This window comes from Rhizobacter sp. SG703 (assembly GCF_012275445.1).
Classification (GTDB): domain Bacteria; phylum Pseudomonadota; class Gammaproteobacteria; order Burkholderiales; family Burkholderiaceae_C; genus Rhizobacter.
Genome location: NZ_JAAZQK010000001.1, coordinates 371374 through 388234, shown reverse-complemented (window position 1 = coordinate 388234; position 16861 = coordinate 371374). Strand labels below are relative to the sequence as shown.

Below are 16861 nucleotides of genomic sequence, written 5' to 3'. Positions count from 1 at the left end.
CCGCATGCGCAATCCCCTCGTTCTGCAGTTCCCCCCCGTCCACCCCCGTTCCCTGCGTCCCACTGTCCTCAGCATCGCGCTGGCGGCGGCATTGCATGCAGGATCGGCCTGGGCGGTGACCCCCTTCGAGCTGAAGGACATCCGCGTCGAGGGCCTGCAACGGTCGGACGCCGGCACGGTGTTCGCATCGCTGCCGTTCCGCATCGGCGACACCTACAACGACGAGAAGGGCGCGGCCGCACTGCGCGCGCTGTTCGCCACCGGCCTGTTCAAGGACGTGCGCATCGAAATCGACGGCAACGTCGTCGTCGTGATCGTCGAAGAACGCTCGGTCATCGCGAACATCGACTTCGTCGGCCTGAAGGAATTCGACAAGGACACGCTGACCAAGTCGCTGAAGGACTTCGGCATCGGCGAAGGCCTGCCGTTCGACAAGGCGCTGGCCGACCGCGCCGAGCAGGAACTCAAGCGCCAGTACCTGACGCGCAGCCTGTACGGCGCCGAGGTCGTGACGACCGTGACCCCGCAGGAGCGCAACCGCGTCAACGTGACCTTCACGGTCACCGAAGGCTCGGCAGCGCGCATCAGCGAGATCCGCATCCTGGGCAGCCACGCCTTCTCCGAAAGCACCCTGCTCGGGCTGTTCGACCTGAACGACGGCGGCTGGCTGAGCTGGTACACCAAGGCCGACCGCTACTCGCGCGCCAAGCTGACGGCCGACCTCGAGACGCTGCGCTCGTACTACCTGAACCGCGGCTACCTGGAGTTCCAGGTCGAGTCGACGCAGGTCGCGATCTCGGCCGACAAGCAGGACATCACGATCACCGTCAACATCAAGGAAGGCCAGCCCTACACCGTGACGGCGGTCAAGCTCGAGGGCGAGTACCTCGGCAAGGAAGAAGACTTCAAGACGCTCGTCAAGGTGAAGCCGGGCGAGCCGTACCGCGCCGAGGCGGTCGCCGAGACGACCAAGGCCTTCACCGATCGCTTCGGCAGCTTCGGCTATGCGTTCGCGCGGGTCGAGCCGCGCACCGACATCGACCGTGCCACCGGCCAGGTCGTGCTGACGCTGGTCGGCGACCCGCAGCGCCGCGTGTACGTGCGCCGCGTCAACGTGGCCGGCAACAGCCGCACCCGCGACGAGGTGGTGCGCCGCGAGTTCCGCCAGTTCGAATCGTCGTGGTACGACGGCCGCCGCATCAAGCTGTCGCGCGACCGCGTCGACCGCCTGGGCTACTTCAGCGAGGTCAACGTCGAGACCAACGAAGTGCCGGGCTCGCAGGACCAGGTCGACCTGACGCTGACCGTGAAGGAAAAGCCGACCGGCAACCTGATCGTCGGCGCGGGCTTCTCGAGTGCCGACAAGCTGGCGCTGAACGCGTCGATCCGCCAGGACAACGTGTTCGGCTCGGGCAACTACCTGGGCATCGAGCTGAACACCAGCCGTTCGAGCCGCACGCTCGACGTCAGCGCGGTCGACCCGTACTTCACGATCGACGGCATCTCGCGCGCGCTCGACGTGTACTACCGCACCGTCAAGCCGTTGAACAGCCAGGGCGAGGAATACCAGCTGGTGACGCCCGGCGCCTCGGTGCGTTTCGGCGTGCCGTTCAGCGAGTACGACACGGTGTTCTTCGGCATCGGCATCGAGCGCACCGAGATCCGCGGCGCGAGCGCATTGCCGAACAACTACTTCCTGTACCGGCTGCGCTACGGCGACGCGAGCACCTCGGTGCCGCTGACCATCGGCTGGTCGCGCGACCAGCGCGACAGTGCGCTGGTGCCCAACGAAGGCAGCTTCAAGCGCATCAACGTCGAGTGGGGCGCGGCCGGCGACACCCGCTACGTCCGCACCAACACGCAGTACCAGCTGTACATCCCGCTGACCAAGCGCTACACCTTCGCGTTCAACTCCGAGCTGGGCTGGGGCCGTGGCTTGAACGGGCAACGCTACCCGATCTTCAAGAACTTCTATGGCGGCGGCCTGGGCACGGTGCGCGCGTTCGACCAGGGCTCGCTCGGCCCGGTCGACGTGGTCGGCTCGTACAGCGGCGGTTCCAAGCGCGTGAACATCAACAGCGAGCTGTACTTGCCGGTGCCGGGCTCGGGCAACGACCGCACGCTGCGCATCTTCGGCTATGTCGATGCCGGCAACGTGTGGGGCGAGAACGAGACGCCGACCTGGGACAGCATGCGGGCCTCGGCCGGCATCGGCCTGAGCTGGGTGTCGCCGGTGGGTCCGCTGAAGCTCAGCTACGGCGAGCCCATCCGCTACAAGTCAACAGATAGAATTCAACGTTTGCAATTCCAGATCGGGACCGCGTTCTAATGAATAGCTCCACCTTGAAGTCTCTGCGCCTCCTGCTGGCTGCCGCATCCCTGGCGTCCGCTGCGCTGGGCGTGCAAGCACAGGAATTGAAGATCGGCTATGTCAGCACCGACAAGGTGCTGCGCGACGCGCTGCCGGCCAAGGCGGCGCAGACCAAGCTGGAAGCCGAGTTCTCGAAACGCGAGAAAGACCTGAACGAGATCGGCAACCGGCTGAAGGCGGCCGGCGACAAGTTCGAGAAAGACCAGCCGACGCTGGCCGAATCCGAGAAGAGCCGTCGCCAGCGCGACCTGCTCGACCAGGACCGCGAATTCCAGCGCAAGCGCCGCGAGTTCCAGGAAGACCTGAACCAGCGCAAGAACGAGGAACTGGCTGCGGTGGTCGAGCGCGCCAACAAGGTCATCAAGCAGATCTTCGAGACCGAGAAATACGACATCATCCTGCAGGACGTCGTCTTCGCCAGCCCGCGCATCGACATCACCGACAAGGTGATCAAGGCGCTGAACGCCCAGCAAGGCGGCAAGTGATCCGTGAATGAGGTCCCACTCGGTGACATCGCCGCGCAGCTCGGCGGCGAACTGATCGGCAACGCGTCGCTGCGCATCGACCGCATCGGCCCGCTCGAGGGCGCCACGCCCGGCACGATCTCCTTCCTCTCGAATCCCCGCTACGCCTCGCAGCTCGCGGCCACCGCCGCCGGTTGCGTGATCGTCTCGCCGGCGATGCGCGACGCCGCGGTCGCCCGCGGCGCCACGCTGGTCTGCGACGACCCCTACCTGGCCTTCGCGAAGCTCACGCAGTGGTGGGCGGCGCGCACGCGACCGCCGGTGCCGGCCGGCATCCACCCGAGCGCGGTCGTCGACCCGGGCGCGGCGGTCGACCCGAGCGCCAGCATCGGGCCGTTCGTGCTGGTCGAGGCCGGTGCCCGCATCGGCCCGGGCGTGGTGGTCGGGGCGCATTGCGTGATCGGCCGCGGGGCCAGCCTCGGTGCCGGCACGCGCCTCGCGCCGCGCGTCACGCTGATGGGCGACTGCCACATCGGCGCGCGCGGCATCGTGCACAGCGGCGCGGTGATCGGCGCCGACGGTTTCGGCTTCGCGCCGACGCAGGGCCGCTACGAGAAGATCGAACAGCTCGGCGGCGTGCGCATCGGCGACGACGTCGAGATCGGCGCCAACACCTGCATCGACCGCGGCGCGCTGGCCGACACCGTCATCGAAGACGGCGCCAAGCTCGACAACCAGATCCAGGTCGGCCACAACGTGCGCATCGGCCGCAACACCGCGATCGCCGGCTGCGTCGGCATTGCCGGCAGCACGACGATCGGCGCCAACTGCACCATCGGCGGGGCCGGCATGATCCTCGGCCACCTGAAGCTGGGCGACCGCGTCAACATCTCGGCCGCGAGCGTGGTCACGCGCTCGATCCTGCAGCCCGGCACCTACAGCGGCGTGTTCCCCATCGACGACAATGCGTCCTGGGAAAAGAACGCCGCGACATTGCGCAACCTGCACGGCCTGCGTGAACGTCTGCGTGCCCTTGAAAAGAAGATTGCATGACCATGGACACGATGGATATCCACCAGATCCTCAAGAAGCTGCCGCATCGCTATCCGATCCTGCTGGTCGACCGCGTGCTGGAGATGGAAAAGGGCGTGCGCATCAAGGCGCTGAAGAACGTCACGATCAACGAACCGTTCTTCACCGGCCACTTCCCGCACCGTCCGGTGATGCCGGGCGTGCTGATGCTCGAGGCGCTGGCCCAGGCAGCGGCGCTGCTGTCGTTCGAGACCATCGGCGAATCGCCGGACAGCGACACCGTCTACTACTTCGTCGGCATCGACGGTGCGCGCTTCAAGCGGCCGGTGGAGCCGGGCGACCAGCTGATCCTCGACGTCACGGTCGATCGCGTGAAGGCCGGCATCTACAAGTACAAGGCGCGCGCCTCGGTCGGCGGCGAGCTCGCGGTCGAGGCCGAGCTGATGTGCACGATGCGCAAGGTCAGCTGAAGGCGGGAGCAACGCGATGGCCACCATCCACCCCACCGCCGTGATCGCGCCGGGCGCCCAGCTGGGCGAGACGGTCAGCGTCGGCCCCTACGCGGTGATCGGCGCGCATGTGCGCATCGACGAAGGCACGACGATCGGCCCGCATGCGGTGATCGAAGGCCACACGACGATCGGGCGCGACAACCGGATCTTCCAGTTCGTGTCGCTCGGCGCGGTGCCGCAGGACAAGAAATACGCCGGCGAGCCGACGCAGCTGCACATCGGCGACCGCAACGTGGTGCGCGAGTTCTGCACCTTCAACACCGGCACCGCGCAGGACGTCGGCATCACGCGCGTCGGCAACGACAACTGGATCATGGCCTACGTGCACGTGGCGCACGACGTGCAGCTGGGCAACCACACGGTGCTGGCCAACAACGCGACGCTGGCCGGCCACGTGCACGTCGGCGACTGGGTGACGATCGGCGGGCTGTCGGGCGTGCACCAGTTCGTCAAGATCGGCGCCTACGCCTTCGTCGGCTTCTCCAGCGCGATCTCGCAGGACGTGCCGCCGTACATGATGGTCGACGGCAACCCGCTCGCGGTGCGCGGTTTCAACATCGAAGGCCTGCGCCGCCGCGGCTTCAGCGCGGAGCGCATCGCGGCGGTCAAGCAGATGCACCGCAGCCTGTACCGCAGCGGTCGCACGCTGCAGGAAGCGCGCGACGAGATCGCGGCGCTGGCCGATTCGGTGCCCGAGGCCGCCGGCGACGTGGCGATGATGAACGACTTCCTCGCCGCCGTGACCCGCGGCATCGCGAGATGAGGACACCCATCCCCGAAGCGCTGCGCGCCTCCCCCTCAAGGGGGCGCCGCCAGCGGCCTGGCAAAGCCGGTTCCGCGGCGTCCGCCGGGTCAGCCATTCGATGAACTACTGACATGAAGAACGGCTCACCACGGCTGGCCCTGGTGGCCGGCGAAGCTTCCGGCGACCTGCTCGCCGGCCTGTTGCTCGGTGGCCTGAAGGCGCGCTGGCCGCACTTGCAGGCGGCCGGCATCGGTGGCCCGAAGATGGCCGCCCAGGGCTTCGAGGCCTGGTGGCCGCACGACAAGCTCGCGGTGCGCGGCTATGTCGAGGTGCTGCGCCACTACCGCGAGATCTCCGGCATCCGCGAGCAGCTCGCCGAGCGCCTGCTGCGCGAGCCGCCGGACGCGTTCATCGGTGTCGACGCGCCCGATTTCAACCTGGGCCTCGAGACGCGGCTGAAGCAGCGCGGCATCAAGAGCATCCATTTCGTCAGCCCGTCGATCTGGGCCTGGCGCGGCGGGCGCATCGAGAAGATCGGTGGCGCGGTCGACCACGTGCTGTGCATCTTCCCGTTCGAGCCGGCCTTGTACGAGCGGCATGGCATTGCCGCGACCTACGTCGGCCACCCGCTGGCCGATGCGATCCCGATCGAGGTGCCGCGCGACGCCGCCCGCCGCGCGCTGAGCATCGGCCCCGACGAAACCGTCGTCGCGCTGCTGCCCGGCAGCCGGCGCTCCGAGATCCAGTACATCGCGCCGCGCCTGCTGGCTGCGGCCGCGCTGATGAAGCGGCAGCGCCCCGGGCTGCGCTTCCTGCTGCCGGTGGTGCCGGGGCTGCAGTCGCTGGTCGTGCCGATGGTGGCCGAGCATGCGGCCGGTGTCGGCATCGAGCTGCTCGACGGCCGGTCGCACGAAGCGCTGGCGGCCTGCGACGTCACGCTGATCGCGAGCGGCACCGCGACGCTCGAGGCGGCGCTGTTCAAGCGGCCGATGGTCATCACCTACGCGATGAACTGGCTGAGCTGGCAGATGATGAAACGCATGGGTTACCAGCCATGGGTCGGGTTGCCCAACATCCTGCTCGGCGAATTTGCGGTGCCCGAGCTCTTGCAGAACGACGCGACGCCGCAGAAACTCGCGGCTGCGGGCTTCGCGTGGCTGGACAAGCCAGCCGAATCCGCTGCCATCGCCCGGCGTTTCACCGAACTGCACCACCGACTGCGCTGCAACACTGCCCAGGCTGCCACCGATGCGATCGAGAAAGTCCTCCACGCCTGAGCAACTCGGCCTGCGCTTCGACGCGATCGGCCTGGTCGCGGGCGTCGACGAAGCCGGCCGCGGCCCGCTGGCCGGCCCGGTGGTCGCCGCGGCGGTGATCCTCGACGACCTGCGCCCGATCAAGGGCCTGGACGATTCGAAGAAGCTGACGGCCGCGGTGCGTGCGCGCCTGTACGACGAGATCCGCGCGAAGGCCTTGTGCTGCGCGGTGGCCGAGGCCACGGTGGAAGAGATCGACACGCTGAACATCCTGCAGGCGACGATGCTCGCGATGCGCCGCGCGGTCGAGGGGCTGCGGCTGAAGCCGGCCAAGGTGCTGGTCGACGGCAACCGGCTGCCGGTGCTGAAGATCGCGGCCGAGGCGATCGTGCAGGGCGATGCGCTGGTGCAGTCGATCTCGGCGGCGTCGATCCTCGCGAAGGTGCACCGCGACCGGCTGTGCCTGGTGCTGCACGACCAGCACCCGCAGTACGGCTTCGACGAGCACAAGGGCTACGGCACGCCGATGCACCTGGCCGCGCTGAAGCAGCACGGCGCCTGCGTGCACCACCGCCGCTCGTTCGCGCCGGTGCGCGAAGCCCTGGTGCCGGCGGGTGTGCCGGTGCTCGTGCCGGTACCGGCCGCCGTTTCGGTGCCTGCCGAGTGACGGCCGCCGCGGTCAAGGCGATCAGTTCGCGCGACAACCCGTTGCTGGTGCGGCTGCGCAAGCTGGCCGCCGATCCGGGCGGTTACCGCAAGCACGGCGAGGTGCTGCTGGAAGGCGACCACCTGGCATCGGCGCTGCTGCAGCGTGGCGGGCAGCCGTCGCAGGCCGTGATCACCGAAGCGGGCTGGCAGGTGCCGGCATTGCGCGCGCTGGCCGAGCGTGCACCGCAGGTGGCGGTGGTGCCGGCGGCGCTGATGGCGGGCCTGGGCACGTTGGAATCGGCCGCGCCGATCGTGTTCGTGCTGCCGTGGACCGGCGGTGCAACGCTGCAGGCCGATGCGCCCAGCGTCGTGCTGGATCGCCTGCAGGACGCCGGCAACGTCGGCGCGGTGCTGCGCAGCGCGGCCGCCTTCGGCTTCACGCAGGTGATCGCATTGAAAGGCACCGCCGCGCTGTGGTCGCCGAAGGTGCTGCGGGCCGGCATGGGCGCGCATTTCGCGCTGCGGCTGGTCGAAGGGCTCGAAGCGCCGGCGCTCGAAGCGCTGACCGTGCCGCTGCTGGCCACCAGTTCGCACACTCCGCACGAGATCCACCGCGCCAGGCTGCCGTGGCCTTGCGCCTGGGTGCTGGGCCACGAAGGGCAGGGCGTGTCGGCCGCGTTGATGGCGCGCTGCGCGCAATCACTGCGCATTCCGCAGCCCGGCGGCGAGGAGTCGCTGAACGTCGCCGCGGCCGCGGCGGTGTGCCTCTACGAATCGGCGCGACAAAACAAGGTCAATACATCAACCGATCCGGCCTGATGTCGCGCAGGATCGTCGTCGCGATCTCCTCGATCGACTTGTGCGTCGACGACAGCCACGCGATGCCTTCGCGCCGCATCATCGCCTCGGCCTCCGACACCTCGTGCCGGCAGTTCTCGATGCTCGAATAGGGGCTGTTCGGCCGCCGCTCATGGCGGATCTCGGCCAGCCGCTCCGGCGCGATCGTCAGCCCGAAGCACTTGCGCCGGTGCGGCGCCAGGCCCGCCGGCAGCACCATGCGGTCGAAGTCTTCCGGGATCAGCGGGTAGTTGGCCGCCTTGATGCCATGCTGCATCGCCAGGTACAGCGAGGTCGGCGTCTTGCCGCTGCGGCTCACGCCGACCAGGATCACGTCGGCCTCGGCCAGGTTCTTCGACGATTGCCCGTCGTCGTGCGCCAGCGAGAAGTTGATCGCCTCGATGCGGTCGGTGTACTCCTGGCTCTTCGAAATATCCGGGAAGCGGCCGACGCGGTGGTTCGAGGTCATCTCGAACTCGGCCTCCAGCGGTTCGATGAAGGTGTTGAACATGTCCAGCACCATGCCGCGGCTGCTTGCCTTCAGGATGTTCAGGATCTCGCGGTTGACCAGCGTCACGAACACGATCGGCCGCCGGCCCTCGACGTCGAACGAATGGTTGATCTCGCGCACCACCTGGTGCACCTTGTCCTCGGAGTCGATGAACGGCCGCCGCACGTGCCGCGGCTTGATCGCGAACTGGGCCAGGATCGAGTTGCCGAAGGTCTCGGCCGTGATCCCGGTGCCGTCGGAGACGAAGTAGACAGTGCGATTGGCCATGTGAACAGGGGGGCGTTGAGGCATCGATGATAGGCAGGAAGGCCCGTAAAATCGCGCCCAACCTTCCAAATCGCCCCCAAACGCCTCTTCGGTCCATGCCACCACTCGAACACCTCAAGCGCTGGACCGCGCGTCGCCTGCTGGAGCCCTCGGAGCGTTGCTCGGGTTCGCGGTCAGGGCGGGAAGCACCGGTTTCTCAACATCACGGAGCTTTCCCATGTCACTTCCGAACTTGGCGACCGCCCTGGTCGCACCGTTTGAACATCTGAGAATGACCGACGTCGAGGCGGTCGGCGGCAAGAACGCCTCCCTCGGCGAAATGATCAGCCAGCTGGCCGCCACCGGCGTGCGGGTGCCCGGCGGTTTTGCCACCACGGCGCATGCGTTCCGGCAGTTTCTCGCGCACAACGGCCTGGCCGCGCGCATCCAGGATCGACTTTCCACCCTCAATACCGATGACGTGAAGGCGCTGGCCGAGGCCGGCGCGCAGATCCGCGCCTGGATCGAGGCCACGCCGTTCCCGCCCGAGCTGGAGACCGCCATCCGCGCCGAGTTCGCGCGGCTGACGGCCGACCACCCGGGCGCGTCGTTCGCCGTGCGCTCGTCGGCCACCGCCGAAGACCTGCCCGACGCCAGCTTCGCCGGCCAGCAGGAGACCTTCCTCAACGTGATCGGCATCGACGAGGTGCTGCACAAGATGAAGGAGGTGTTCGCGAGCCTCTACAACGACCGCGCGATCAGCTACCGCGTGCACAAGGGCTTCGCCCATGCCGACGTCGCGCTGTCGGCCGGCGTGCAGCGCATGGTGCGCTCCGACCTCGGGGCCGCCGGCGTGATGTTCACTCTCGACACCGAGAGCGGTTTCCCCGACGTGGTCTTCATCACCTCCAGCTATGGCCTCGGCGAGACGGTGGTGCAGGGCGCGGTGAACCCCGACGAGTTCTACGTGCACAAGCCGGCGCTGAAGAACGGCAAGCAGGCCATCATCCGCCGCAACCTTGGCTCCAAGCTGATCAAGATGGAGTTCTCGACGCCGGCCGAGAAGTCCGCGTCCGGCAAGCTGGTCAAGACGGTCGACACCGCCACCGAACTGCGCAACCGCTATTCGCTGATCGACGCCGACGTGGCCGAGCTGGCGCGCTACGCGCTGATCATCGAGCAGCACTACGGCCGGCCGATGGACATCGAATGGGGCAAGGACGGCGCCGACGGCAAGCTCTACATCCTGCAGGCCCGCCCGGAGACGGTGAAGAGCCAGGCCAAGGGCAAGGCGGAGCAGCGCTACCGGCTGAAGGGCAGCGGCACCGTGCTCGCCGAAGGCCGCGCGATCGGCCAGAAGATCGGCACCGGCCCGGTGCGCATCGTGCACAGCCTCGCCGACATGGACACCGTGCAGGCCGGCGACGTGCTCGTCACCGACATGACCGACCCGAACTGGGAGCCGGTGATGAAGCGCGCCAGCGCGATCGTCACCAACCGCGGCGGGCGCACCTGCCACGCGGCGATCATTGCGCGCGAGCTCGGCATCCCGGCGGTGGTCGGCTGCGGCGACGCGACGGAGACGCTGAAAGACGGCGCGCTCGTCACGGTGGCCTGTTCCGAAGGCGACACCGGCTACATCTACGAAGGCCTGCTCGACACCGAGGTCAACGAGGTGCAGCGCGGCGAGCTGCCGTACTGCCCGGTCAAGATCATGATGAACGTCGGCAACCCGCAGCTGGCCTTCGACTTCGCGCAGATGCCCAACAGCGGCGTCGGCTTGGCGCGGCTCGAGTTCATCATCAACAACAACATCGGCGTGCACCCGAAGGCGATCCTCGACTACCCGAACATCGACCTCGACCTGAAGAAGGCGGTCGAGTCGGTGGCGCGCGGCCATGCGTCGCCGCGCGCGTTCTACGTCGACAAGCTGGTCGAGGGCGTGGCCACCATCGCGGCGGCGTTCTGGCCGAAGCCGGTGATCGTGCGGCTGAGCGATTTCAAGAGCAACGAGTACCGCAAGCTGATCGGCGGCTCGCGTTACGAGCCGGAAGAAGAGAACCCGATGCTCGGCTTCCGCGGCGCGTCGCGCTACGTCAGCGAGAGCTTCGGCGAGGCCTTCGCGATGGAGTGCGAGGCGCTCAAGCGCGTGCGCAACGACATGGGGCTGGACAACGTCGAGATCATGGTGCCGTTCGTGCGCACCGTCGGGCAGGCGAAGCGGGTCGTCGAGATGCTGGCCGAGCACGGGCTGAAGCGGGCCTCGGCCGGCGGGTCGGACGGGCTGCGCATCATCATGATGTGCGAAGTGCCGAGCAACGCGATCCTGGCCGACCAGTTCCTGGAGCACTTCGACGGCATGTCGATAGGCTCGAACGACCTGACGCAGCTGACGCTGGGCCTGGACCGCGATTCGGGCATGGAGCTGCTGGCGCGCGATTTCGACGAACGCGACCCGGCCGTGAAGGCACTGATCTCGCGCGCGATCGCGGCCTGCCGCGCGGTCGGCAAGTACATCGGCATCTGCGGCCAGGGGCCGAGCGACCACCCCGATTTCGCCGACTGGCTGGCGCAGGAGGGGATCGTGTCGATCTCGCTGAACCCGGACACCGTGGTCGACACCTGGCAGCGTTTGGCCAAACGCTGAGCGCAGTGTGAGCGAAGCCCGGCCGACCACCGCCTACTGGCGCCGCAACCGGCGCATCGTCGCCGGATTGCTGCTGGTGTGGTTCGCGGTCGGCTTCGGCGTCGCGTGGTTCGCGCGCGACCTGGGCTTCGTCTTCTTCGGCTGGCCGTTCAGCTTCTGGGTCGGCGCGCAGGGCGCCTTGCTGGTGTTCCTCGCGATCGTCGGCGTCTACGCGTGGGTGATGGACCGGATGGACGCGGCGCAGCCGGGCGGCGACCATTCCGGCCATGAGTGACCCCGGCGAGCAGCGCCGTTTCCTTCGCCGGCTCAACAAGGTCTACGGGCTCTACACCGTGGGCCTGCTCGCGTTCATCGCGGCGCTGGCCGCGGCCGAGCAGGCCGGCCTGCCCAAGCGCTGGATCGGCGTGATCTTCCTGCTGGCCACCGTCGCGCTGTATGCCGGCATCGGCATCGTCAGCCGCACCACCGATGCGCTCGAGTACTACGTGGCCGGCCGGCGCGTGCCGGCGGTCTACAACGGCATGGCGACCGCGGCGGACTGGATGTCGGCCGCGTCCTTCATCAGCCTGGCCGGCACGATGTACCTGCAGGGCTACGGCGGGCTGGCGTTCATCATGGGATGGACCGGCGGCTTCTGCCTGGTGGCGCTGCTGCTGGCGCCGTACCTGCGCAAGTTCGGCGAGTTCACGATCCCCGATTTCCTCGGCGCGCGCTACGGCGGCCATGCGCCGCGGCTGATCGGCGCGGCGGCGGCCATCCTGTGCTCGTTCACCTACGTGGTGGCGCAGATCTATGGCGTCGGGCTGATCACCACCCGGCTGACCGGCGTGGCCTTCGAGGTCGGCATCTTCCTCGGGCTGGGCGGCGTGCTGGTGTGCTCGTTCCTCGGCGGCATGCGCGCGATCACCTGGACGCAGGTCGCGCAGTACATCGTGCTGCTGGTGGCCTACCTGGTGCCGGTGGTGTGGCTGTCGGTCAAGCAGACCGGCGTGCCGGTGCCGCAGGCGATCTATGGCGCGCAGCTGCAGAAGCTGACCGAGCGCGAGAAGGAGCTCGCGCAAGACCCGCGCGAGCTGCAGGTGATCGCGCTGTACAAGGCGCGCGCCGACGCCGATGCGGCGCGCCTGCGCGACGTGGCCGGCGCGCTCGCCGCGGAGCGTGCCGACGCTCGGCGCCAGCTGGCCGAGCTGCGCCAGGCCGGTGCGTCGCTGGCCGAGCTGCAGGCTGCCGAGAAGCGGCTGCTGGCGCTGCCGGCCGACGAAGCCGCGGCGCGCATCGCCTGGACGCAGTCGCAAACGGCCAACGAGGCGAGGGCGCATCCGCTCGGCGGCATGCCGCCGCACGGCACGCCGTTCGCCGGCGACCCCGACGGCACGCCGGCCGAGCGGGCGGCCTTCGGCGACTCGCGCCGCAACTTCATCGCGCTGGTGTTCTGCCTGATGCTGGGCACCGCCGCGCTGCCGCACATCCTGGTGCGTTGCTACACGACGCCGTCGGTGCGGCAGGCGCGGCAGTCGGTCACCTGGTCGCTGTTCTTCATCCTGCTGCTGTACCTGTCGGCACCGGCGCTCGCGGTGCTGGTGAAGTACGAGCTGTTCACGTCGCTGGTGGGCACGCCGTTCGAGCAGCTGCCGGCCTGGATCGCGAACTGGGCCAAGGTCGATCCGACGCTGCTGTCGGTCGCCGACATCAACCGCGACGGCGTGCTGCAGCTGGGCGAGATCCGCATCGGCGCCGACATCGTCGTGCTGGCCACGCCCGAGATCGCCGGGCTGCCGTATGTCGTCTCCGGCATGGTGGCGGCCGGCGGGCTGGCGGCGGCGCTGTCGACCGCCGACGGGCTGCTGCTGACGATCTCCAGCGCGCTGTCGCACGACGTCTACTACCGCACGCTCGACCCGAAGGCGCCCGGCGGGCTGCGGGTGATGCTGTCGAAAGTGATGCTGCTGCTGGTCGCGCTGGCGGCGGCGGCGCTTGCGACGCAGAAGCCGGCCGACATCGTGTTCCTGGTGTCGGCGGCGTTCTCGTTCGCCGCCTCGGCCTTCTTCCCCGCGCTGGTGCTCGGCGTGTTCTGGCAGCGCGCGAACCGCCAGGGCGCGGTGGCCGGCATGCTGGTCGGGCTGTCGGTGACGCTGTACTACATGGCGCTCAACGAGCCGTGGATGCGCGGGCTGCTCGGCGTGCAGGCGCCGGGGCGGCTGTGGTTCGGCATCCAGCCGATCTCGGCCGGCGTGTTCGGCGTGCCGGCGGGTTTCGCGGCGACGGTGATCGCCAGCCTGCTGGCGCCGGCACCGGGGCCGCAAACGCGGGAGTTTCTCGATCGGCTGCGTGCACCGTGACGACTCCGGACAGAAAAATGTCCACTCACCAATTTTCTGAGTAGAATCCCGGGTTCGCCTTGCCACACCCAGACGACGCTTGGGGTGGTGTATCACCCAACAGCCTGTTTTTGCTTGCCCAGCCGGGAAGCAGTGGCCGGCAAAGGGTGCAAACCCAAAAGGAGTTTCAATGCGTCACTACGAAATCATCTTGCTCATCCATCCGGATCAGAGCGAACAGGTTCCGGCCATGCTGGAACGCTACAAGGGTGTGATCACCGCCGGCGGCGGCAAGGTCCACCGTGTGGAAGATTGGGGCCGTCGCCAGATGGCTTACCTGATCCAGAAACTGGCCAAGGCCCACTACCTCTGCATCAACATCGAATGCAGCAAGGAAGTCCTCGGCGAGCTGGAAACGGGCTTCCGCTTCAATGACGCCGTGCTGCGTCACCTGACCGTTGTCCGGCCGCAAGCCGACACCGGTCCGTCGGTGATGATGAAGGCCGTCGAGAAGGAAGAGTCCCGCAAGGCCCCGCAGGAAGCTGCAGCCTGAGAACAGTGAAGTCCCGCGGCTGTCACCCGCGTGTTGCATGAACCGACTGGTTCTGGCAGCGCAAGTGGTGGAGCGGGGCGCCATGAGGTACACACCGGCCGGGCTGCCGGCCTTCGATTTGAGCCTCAAGCACGAATCGCAGGTCAGCGAATCCGGTCAGGTCCGCCGAGTCTCCCTGGAGATCCGGGCCGTGGCCATCGGTGACATCACACGGCGCCTGCAGGCATTGCCGATCGGAAGCACAGGCACCTTCGCCGGCTTTCTTTCAGCGATGCGCAGCGGTCGCGGCACGCTGTTCCATGTGACCGAATTCGAATGAGCTTCGTGCTCAACCTGTTTGTCCGGATATTCAAGAGTGAGGTGAAACATGCCCCCGCCACGTGGTAAAGGTCGGTTCTCGAAGGACCGCAAGCCCAAGCGCAACCAACAATCCCTGCTGTTCCGCCGCAAGCGCTTCTGCCGCTTCACGGTGACCGGCGTCAAGGAAATCGACTACAAGGACATCGACACCTTGCGCGATTTCATCGGTGAGAACGGCAAGATCACGCCCGCACGCCTGACCGGCACGCGCGCGTTCTTCCAGCGTCAGCTGACCACCGCCATCAAGCGCGCGCGCTTCCTGGCGATGCTGCCGTACAGCGACCAGCACAAGGTCTGAGGAGTACCAGCATGCAAGTGATCCTGCTCGAAAAAGTGGGCAACCTCGGAAACCTGGGCGATGTCGTCAAGGTCAAGGACGGTTATGCACGCAACTTCCTGATCCCGACCAAGGCCGCACGCCGCGCGACCGCGGTGGCGATCCAGGAATTCGAAGCCAAGCGTGCCGAGCTCGAAAAGGCCGCTGCCGAGAAGCTCGCCACCGCGCAAGCGCTGGGCGAGAAGATGAGCGGCCGCACCGTTCACATCACGCAAAAGGCGGGTGTGGATGGCCGGTTGTTCGGCTCGGTGACCAACAACGACATCGCCGAAGCGCTGACGCGCATCGACTTCAAGGTCGCCAAGGCGCAGGTCCGCCTGCCCAACGGCCCGCTGAAGACCGTCGGCGAGCACGTCGTCTCGGTGGCACCGCACACCGATGTCGTCGTCGACGTCAAGGTGGTGGTGGTGGGCGAAACCGACTGAGGTCGCTTCGCTCTGCGATTGAAAGGCCGGCATCGCCGGCCTTTTTCATTTTCCGGCACCTCAGGCCGGCACCCTTACATCTTTTCCGCAGCTTCCTCACCGGAAGTCCACAGGCTTACCCACAGGCTGTCGCGCACCAGCGCTTAGGATCGACTGATGTCCACCGTATTCAATCTTCCACCGCAGTTCGGGTCGGATGCCCACGGCAGCAGCGGTGATGACGAGGTGGCGCGCCTTCGCGTGCCACCGCATTCGATCGAGGCGGAGCAGAGCGTCATCGGCGGCCTGCTGCTCGACAACAGCGCCTGGGACCGCTGCGGCGACCTGCTGCAGGACACCGATTTTTATCGCTACGAGCACAAGTTGATCTATGCCGCGATCGGCGGACTGATCAACGGCTCGAAGCCGGCCGACGTGATCACGGTGTTCGAGCAGTTGCAGGGGCTGGGCAAGGCGGCCGACTGCGGCGGGCTGACCTACCTGAACGCGCTCGCGCAGAGCGTGCCGAGCGCGGCCAACCTGCGCCGCTATGCCGAGATCGTCCGCGAGCGCGCGGTGCTGCGCAAGCTGGTGGCGGCCAGCGACGAGATCGCGACCGCGGCCTTCAACCCGCAGGGCCGGCCGGTCTCGCAGATCCTCGACGAATCCGAAAGCAAGATCTTCAAGATCGGCGAAGAAGGCTCGCGCTCGCGACAGGGCTTCATCAGCATGGACACGCTGGTGGTGCAGCTGATCGACCGCGTCAACGAGCTGCACGAGAACGGCGCCGAGGAAGTGACCGGCGTGCGAACCGGCTTCTTCGACATGGACCGCATGACGGCCGGGCTGCAGCCGGGCGACCTGATCGTGCTGGCCGCCAGGCCGTCGATGGGAAAGACCGCCTTCGCATTGAACATCGCCGAAAACGTCGCGGTGCACGAAGGCCTGCCGGTCGTCGTGTTCTCGATGGAAATGGGCGCGGCGCAGCTGGCCTTGCGGATGGTCGGCTCGCTCGGCCGCATCGACCAGAGCAACCTGCGCACCGGCAAGCTGCGCGACGACGAATGGGGCCGCCTGTCGGAGGCGGTCGAGAAGCTCGGCAAGGCCGCGGTCTTCATCGACGAGGGCTCGGCGCTGTCGCCGAGCGAGTTGCGTGCGCGGGCCCGCCGCCAGGCGCGCCAGTGCGGCCAGCTCGGCCTGATCGTCGTCGACTACCTGCAGCTGATGAGCGGCAGCGGCGGCGGCAGCGAAGAAAACCGCGCCACCGTGATCGGCGAGATCTCGCGCGGATTGAAGTCGCTGGCCAAGGAACTGAAGTGCCCGGTGATCGCGCTGTCGCAGCTGAACCGGAGCGTCGAAACCCGCACCGACAAGCGGCCGATGATGAGCGACCTTCGCGAATCGGGCGCGATCGAGCAGGATGCCGACGTCATCATGTTCATCTACCGCGACGACTACTACACCAAGGACGAGAGCAAGGACCCGGGTGTCGCCGAGATCATCATCGGCAAGCAGCGCAACGGGCCGACCGGCACGGTGCGCCTCGCGTTCCTCAAGCCGTTGACGAAGTTCGAGAACCTCGCCCCCGGCAGCGGCGGCGGTGGCGGCGACATGTACTGA

At 67.6% G+C, this 16861-nt stretch carries 17 protein-coding genes; 16 read left to right on the top strand and 1 reads right to left on the bottom strand.

Annotated features, from left to right (window positions below; genetic code table 11):
* Positions 1-4: 4 nt before the first annotated feature.
* From bamA to FHT26_RS01560, 8 genes are all read left to right on the top strand, one after another.
* On the top strand, positions 5-2329 hold the full coding sequence (bamA, locus tag FHT26_RS01595) for an outer membrane protein assembly factor BamA (RefSeq protein WP_168558438.1): 2325 nt from the start codon (positions 5-7) through the stop codon (positions 2327-2329).
* Positions 2330-2343: 14 nt separating this feature from the next.
* Entirely contained in the window at positions 2344-2856 is a 513-nt protein-coding gene (locus FHT26_RS01590; protein ID WP_056808798.1) for an OmpH/Skp family outer membrane protein, read from the top strand.
* A gap of 3 nt (positions 2857-2859) precedes the next feature.
* On the top strand, positions 2860-3888 hold the full coding sequence (gene lpxD / locus FHT26_RS01585) for a UDP-3-O-(3-hydroxymyristoyl)glucosamine N-acyltransferase (protein WP_168558437.1): 1029 nt from the start codon (positions 2860-2862) through the stop codon (positions 3886-3888).
* 2 nt (positions 3889-3890) lie between these two features.
* The gene (gene fabZ / locus FHT26_RS01580) at positions 3891-4337 is read left to right on the top strand and encodes a 3-hydroxyacyl-ACP dehydratase FabZ (protein WP_490362765.1); all 447 of its coding nucleotides are present in this window, start codon (positions 3891-3893) and stop codon (positions 4335-4337) included.
* Between the two features lie 16 nt (positions 4338-4353).
* Positions 4354-5142 carry an acyl-ACP--UDP-N-acetylglucosamine O-acyltransferase gene (gene lpxA / locus FHT26_RS01575; protein WP_168558436.1) on the top strand — a complete coding sequence of 263 codons (789 nt, stop codon included), beginning with the start codon at positions 4354-4356 and terminating at the stop codon, positions 5140-5142.
* 113 nt (positions 5143-5255) lie between these two features.
* Positions 5256-6401, top strand: coding sequence for a lipid-A-disaccharide synthase (gene lpxB, locus FHT26_RS01570; protein ID WP_168558435.1), 1146 nt, complete (start codon positions 5256-5258; stop codon positions 6399-6401).
* Positions 6373-7047, top strand: a complete 675-nt coding sequence (rnhB, locus tag FHT26_RS01565; RefSeq protein WP_168558434.1) for a ribonuclease HII — start codon at positions 6373-6375, stop codon at positions 7045-7047. The genes lpxB and rnhB overlap by 29 nt, the downstream gene beginning before the upstream one ends.
* The gene (locus FHT26_RS01560) at positions 7044-7847 is read left to right on the top strand and encodes a TrmH family RNA methyltransferase (RefSeq protein ID WP_168558433.1); all 804 of its coding nucleotides are present in this window, start codon (positions 7044-7046) and stop codon (positions 7845-7847) included. The genes rnhB and FHT26_RS01560 overlap by 4 nt, the downstream gene beginning before the upstream one ends.
* Here the strand turns inward: FHT26_RS01560 and ppsR are convergent.
* Complete coding sequence (gene ppsR, locus FHT26_RS01555; protein WP_168558432.1) at positions 7822-8643, bottom strand: posphoenolpyruvate synthetase regulatory kinase/phosphorylase PpsR; 822 nt, start codon at positions 8641-8643, stop codon at positions 7822-7824. The two genes, FHT26_RS01560 and ppsR, sit on opposite strands and share 26 nt — an antisense overlap.
* Before the next feature lie 217 nt (positions 8644-8860).
* On the opposite strand from ppsR, the gene ppsA reads away from it, so the two are divergent.
* The 8 genes from ppsA (at position 8861) to dnaB (ending at position 16861) form a co-directional block, all read left to right on the top strand.
* Complete coding sequence (gene ppsA / locus FHT26_RS01550) at positions 8861-11269, top strand: phosphoenolpyruvate synthase (protein ID WP_168558431.1); 2409 nt, start codon at positions 8861-8863, stop codon at positions 11267-11269.
* A gap of 7 nt (positions 11270-11276) precedes the next feature.
* Positions 11277-11543, top strand: coding sequence for a sodium/substrate symporter small subunit (locus FHT26_RS01545; RefSeq protein WP_168558430.1), 267 nt, complete (start codon positions 11277-11279; stop codon positions 11541-11543).
* Entirely contained in the window at positions 11536-13608 is a 2073-nt protein-coding gene (locus FHT26_RS01540) for a sodium:solute symporter family protein (protein WP_168558429.1), read from the top strand. Before FHT26_RS01545 ends, FHT26_RS01540 begins: the two co-directional genes overlap by 8 nt.
* Positions 13609-13777: 169 nt before the next feature.
* Positions 13778-14140, top strand: a complete 363-nt coding sequence (rpsF, locus tag FHT26_RS01535) for a 30S ribosomal protein S6 (protein ID WP_047502595.1) — start codon at positions 13778-13780, stop codon at positions 14138-14140.
* Positions 14141-14177: 37 nt separating this feature from the next.
* The gene (priB, locus tag FHT26_RS01530) at positions 14178-14459 is read left to right on the top strand and encodes a primosomal replication protein N (protein ID WP_056808804.1); all 282 of its coding nucleotides are present in this window, start codon (positions 14178-14180) and stop codon (positions 14457-14459) included.
* A 48-nt stretch (positions 14460-14507) separates the two neighbouring features.
* Positions 14508-14798 carry a 30S ribosomal protein S18 gene (gene rpsR, locus FHT26_RS01525; protein WP_047502601.1) on the top strand — a complete coding sequence of 97 codons (291 nt, stop codon included), beginning with the start codon at positions 14508-14510 and terminating at the stop codon, positions 14796-14798.
* 11 nt (positions 14799-14809) lie between these two features.
* The gene (gene rplI, locus FHT26_RS01520; protein WP_168558428.1) at positions 14810-15262 is read left to right on the top strand and encodes a 50S ribosomal protein L9; all 453 of its coding nucleotides are present in this window, start codon (positions 14810-14812) and stop codon (positions 15260-15262) included.
* Between the two features lie 156 nt (positions 15263-15418).
* Complete coding sequence (dnaB, locus tag FHT26_RS01515) at positions 15419-16861, top strand: replicative DNA helicase (RefSeq protein WP_168558427.1); 1443 nt, start codon at positions 15419-15421, stop codon at positions 16859-16861.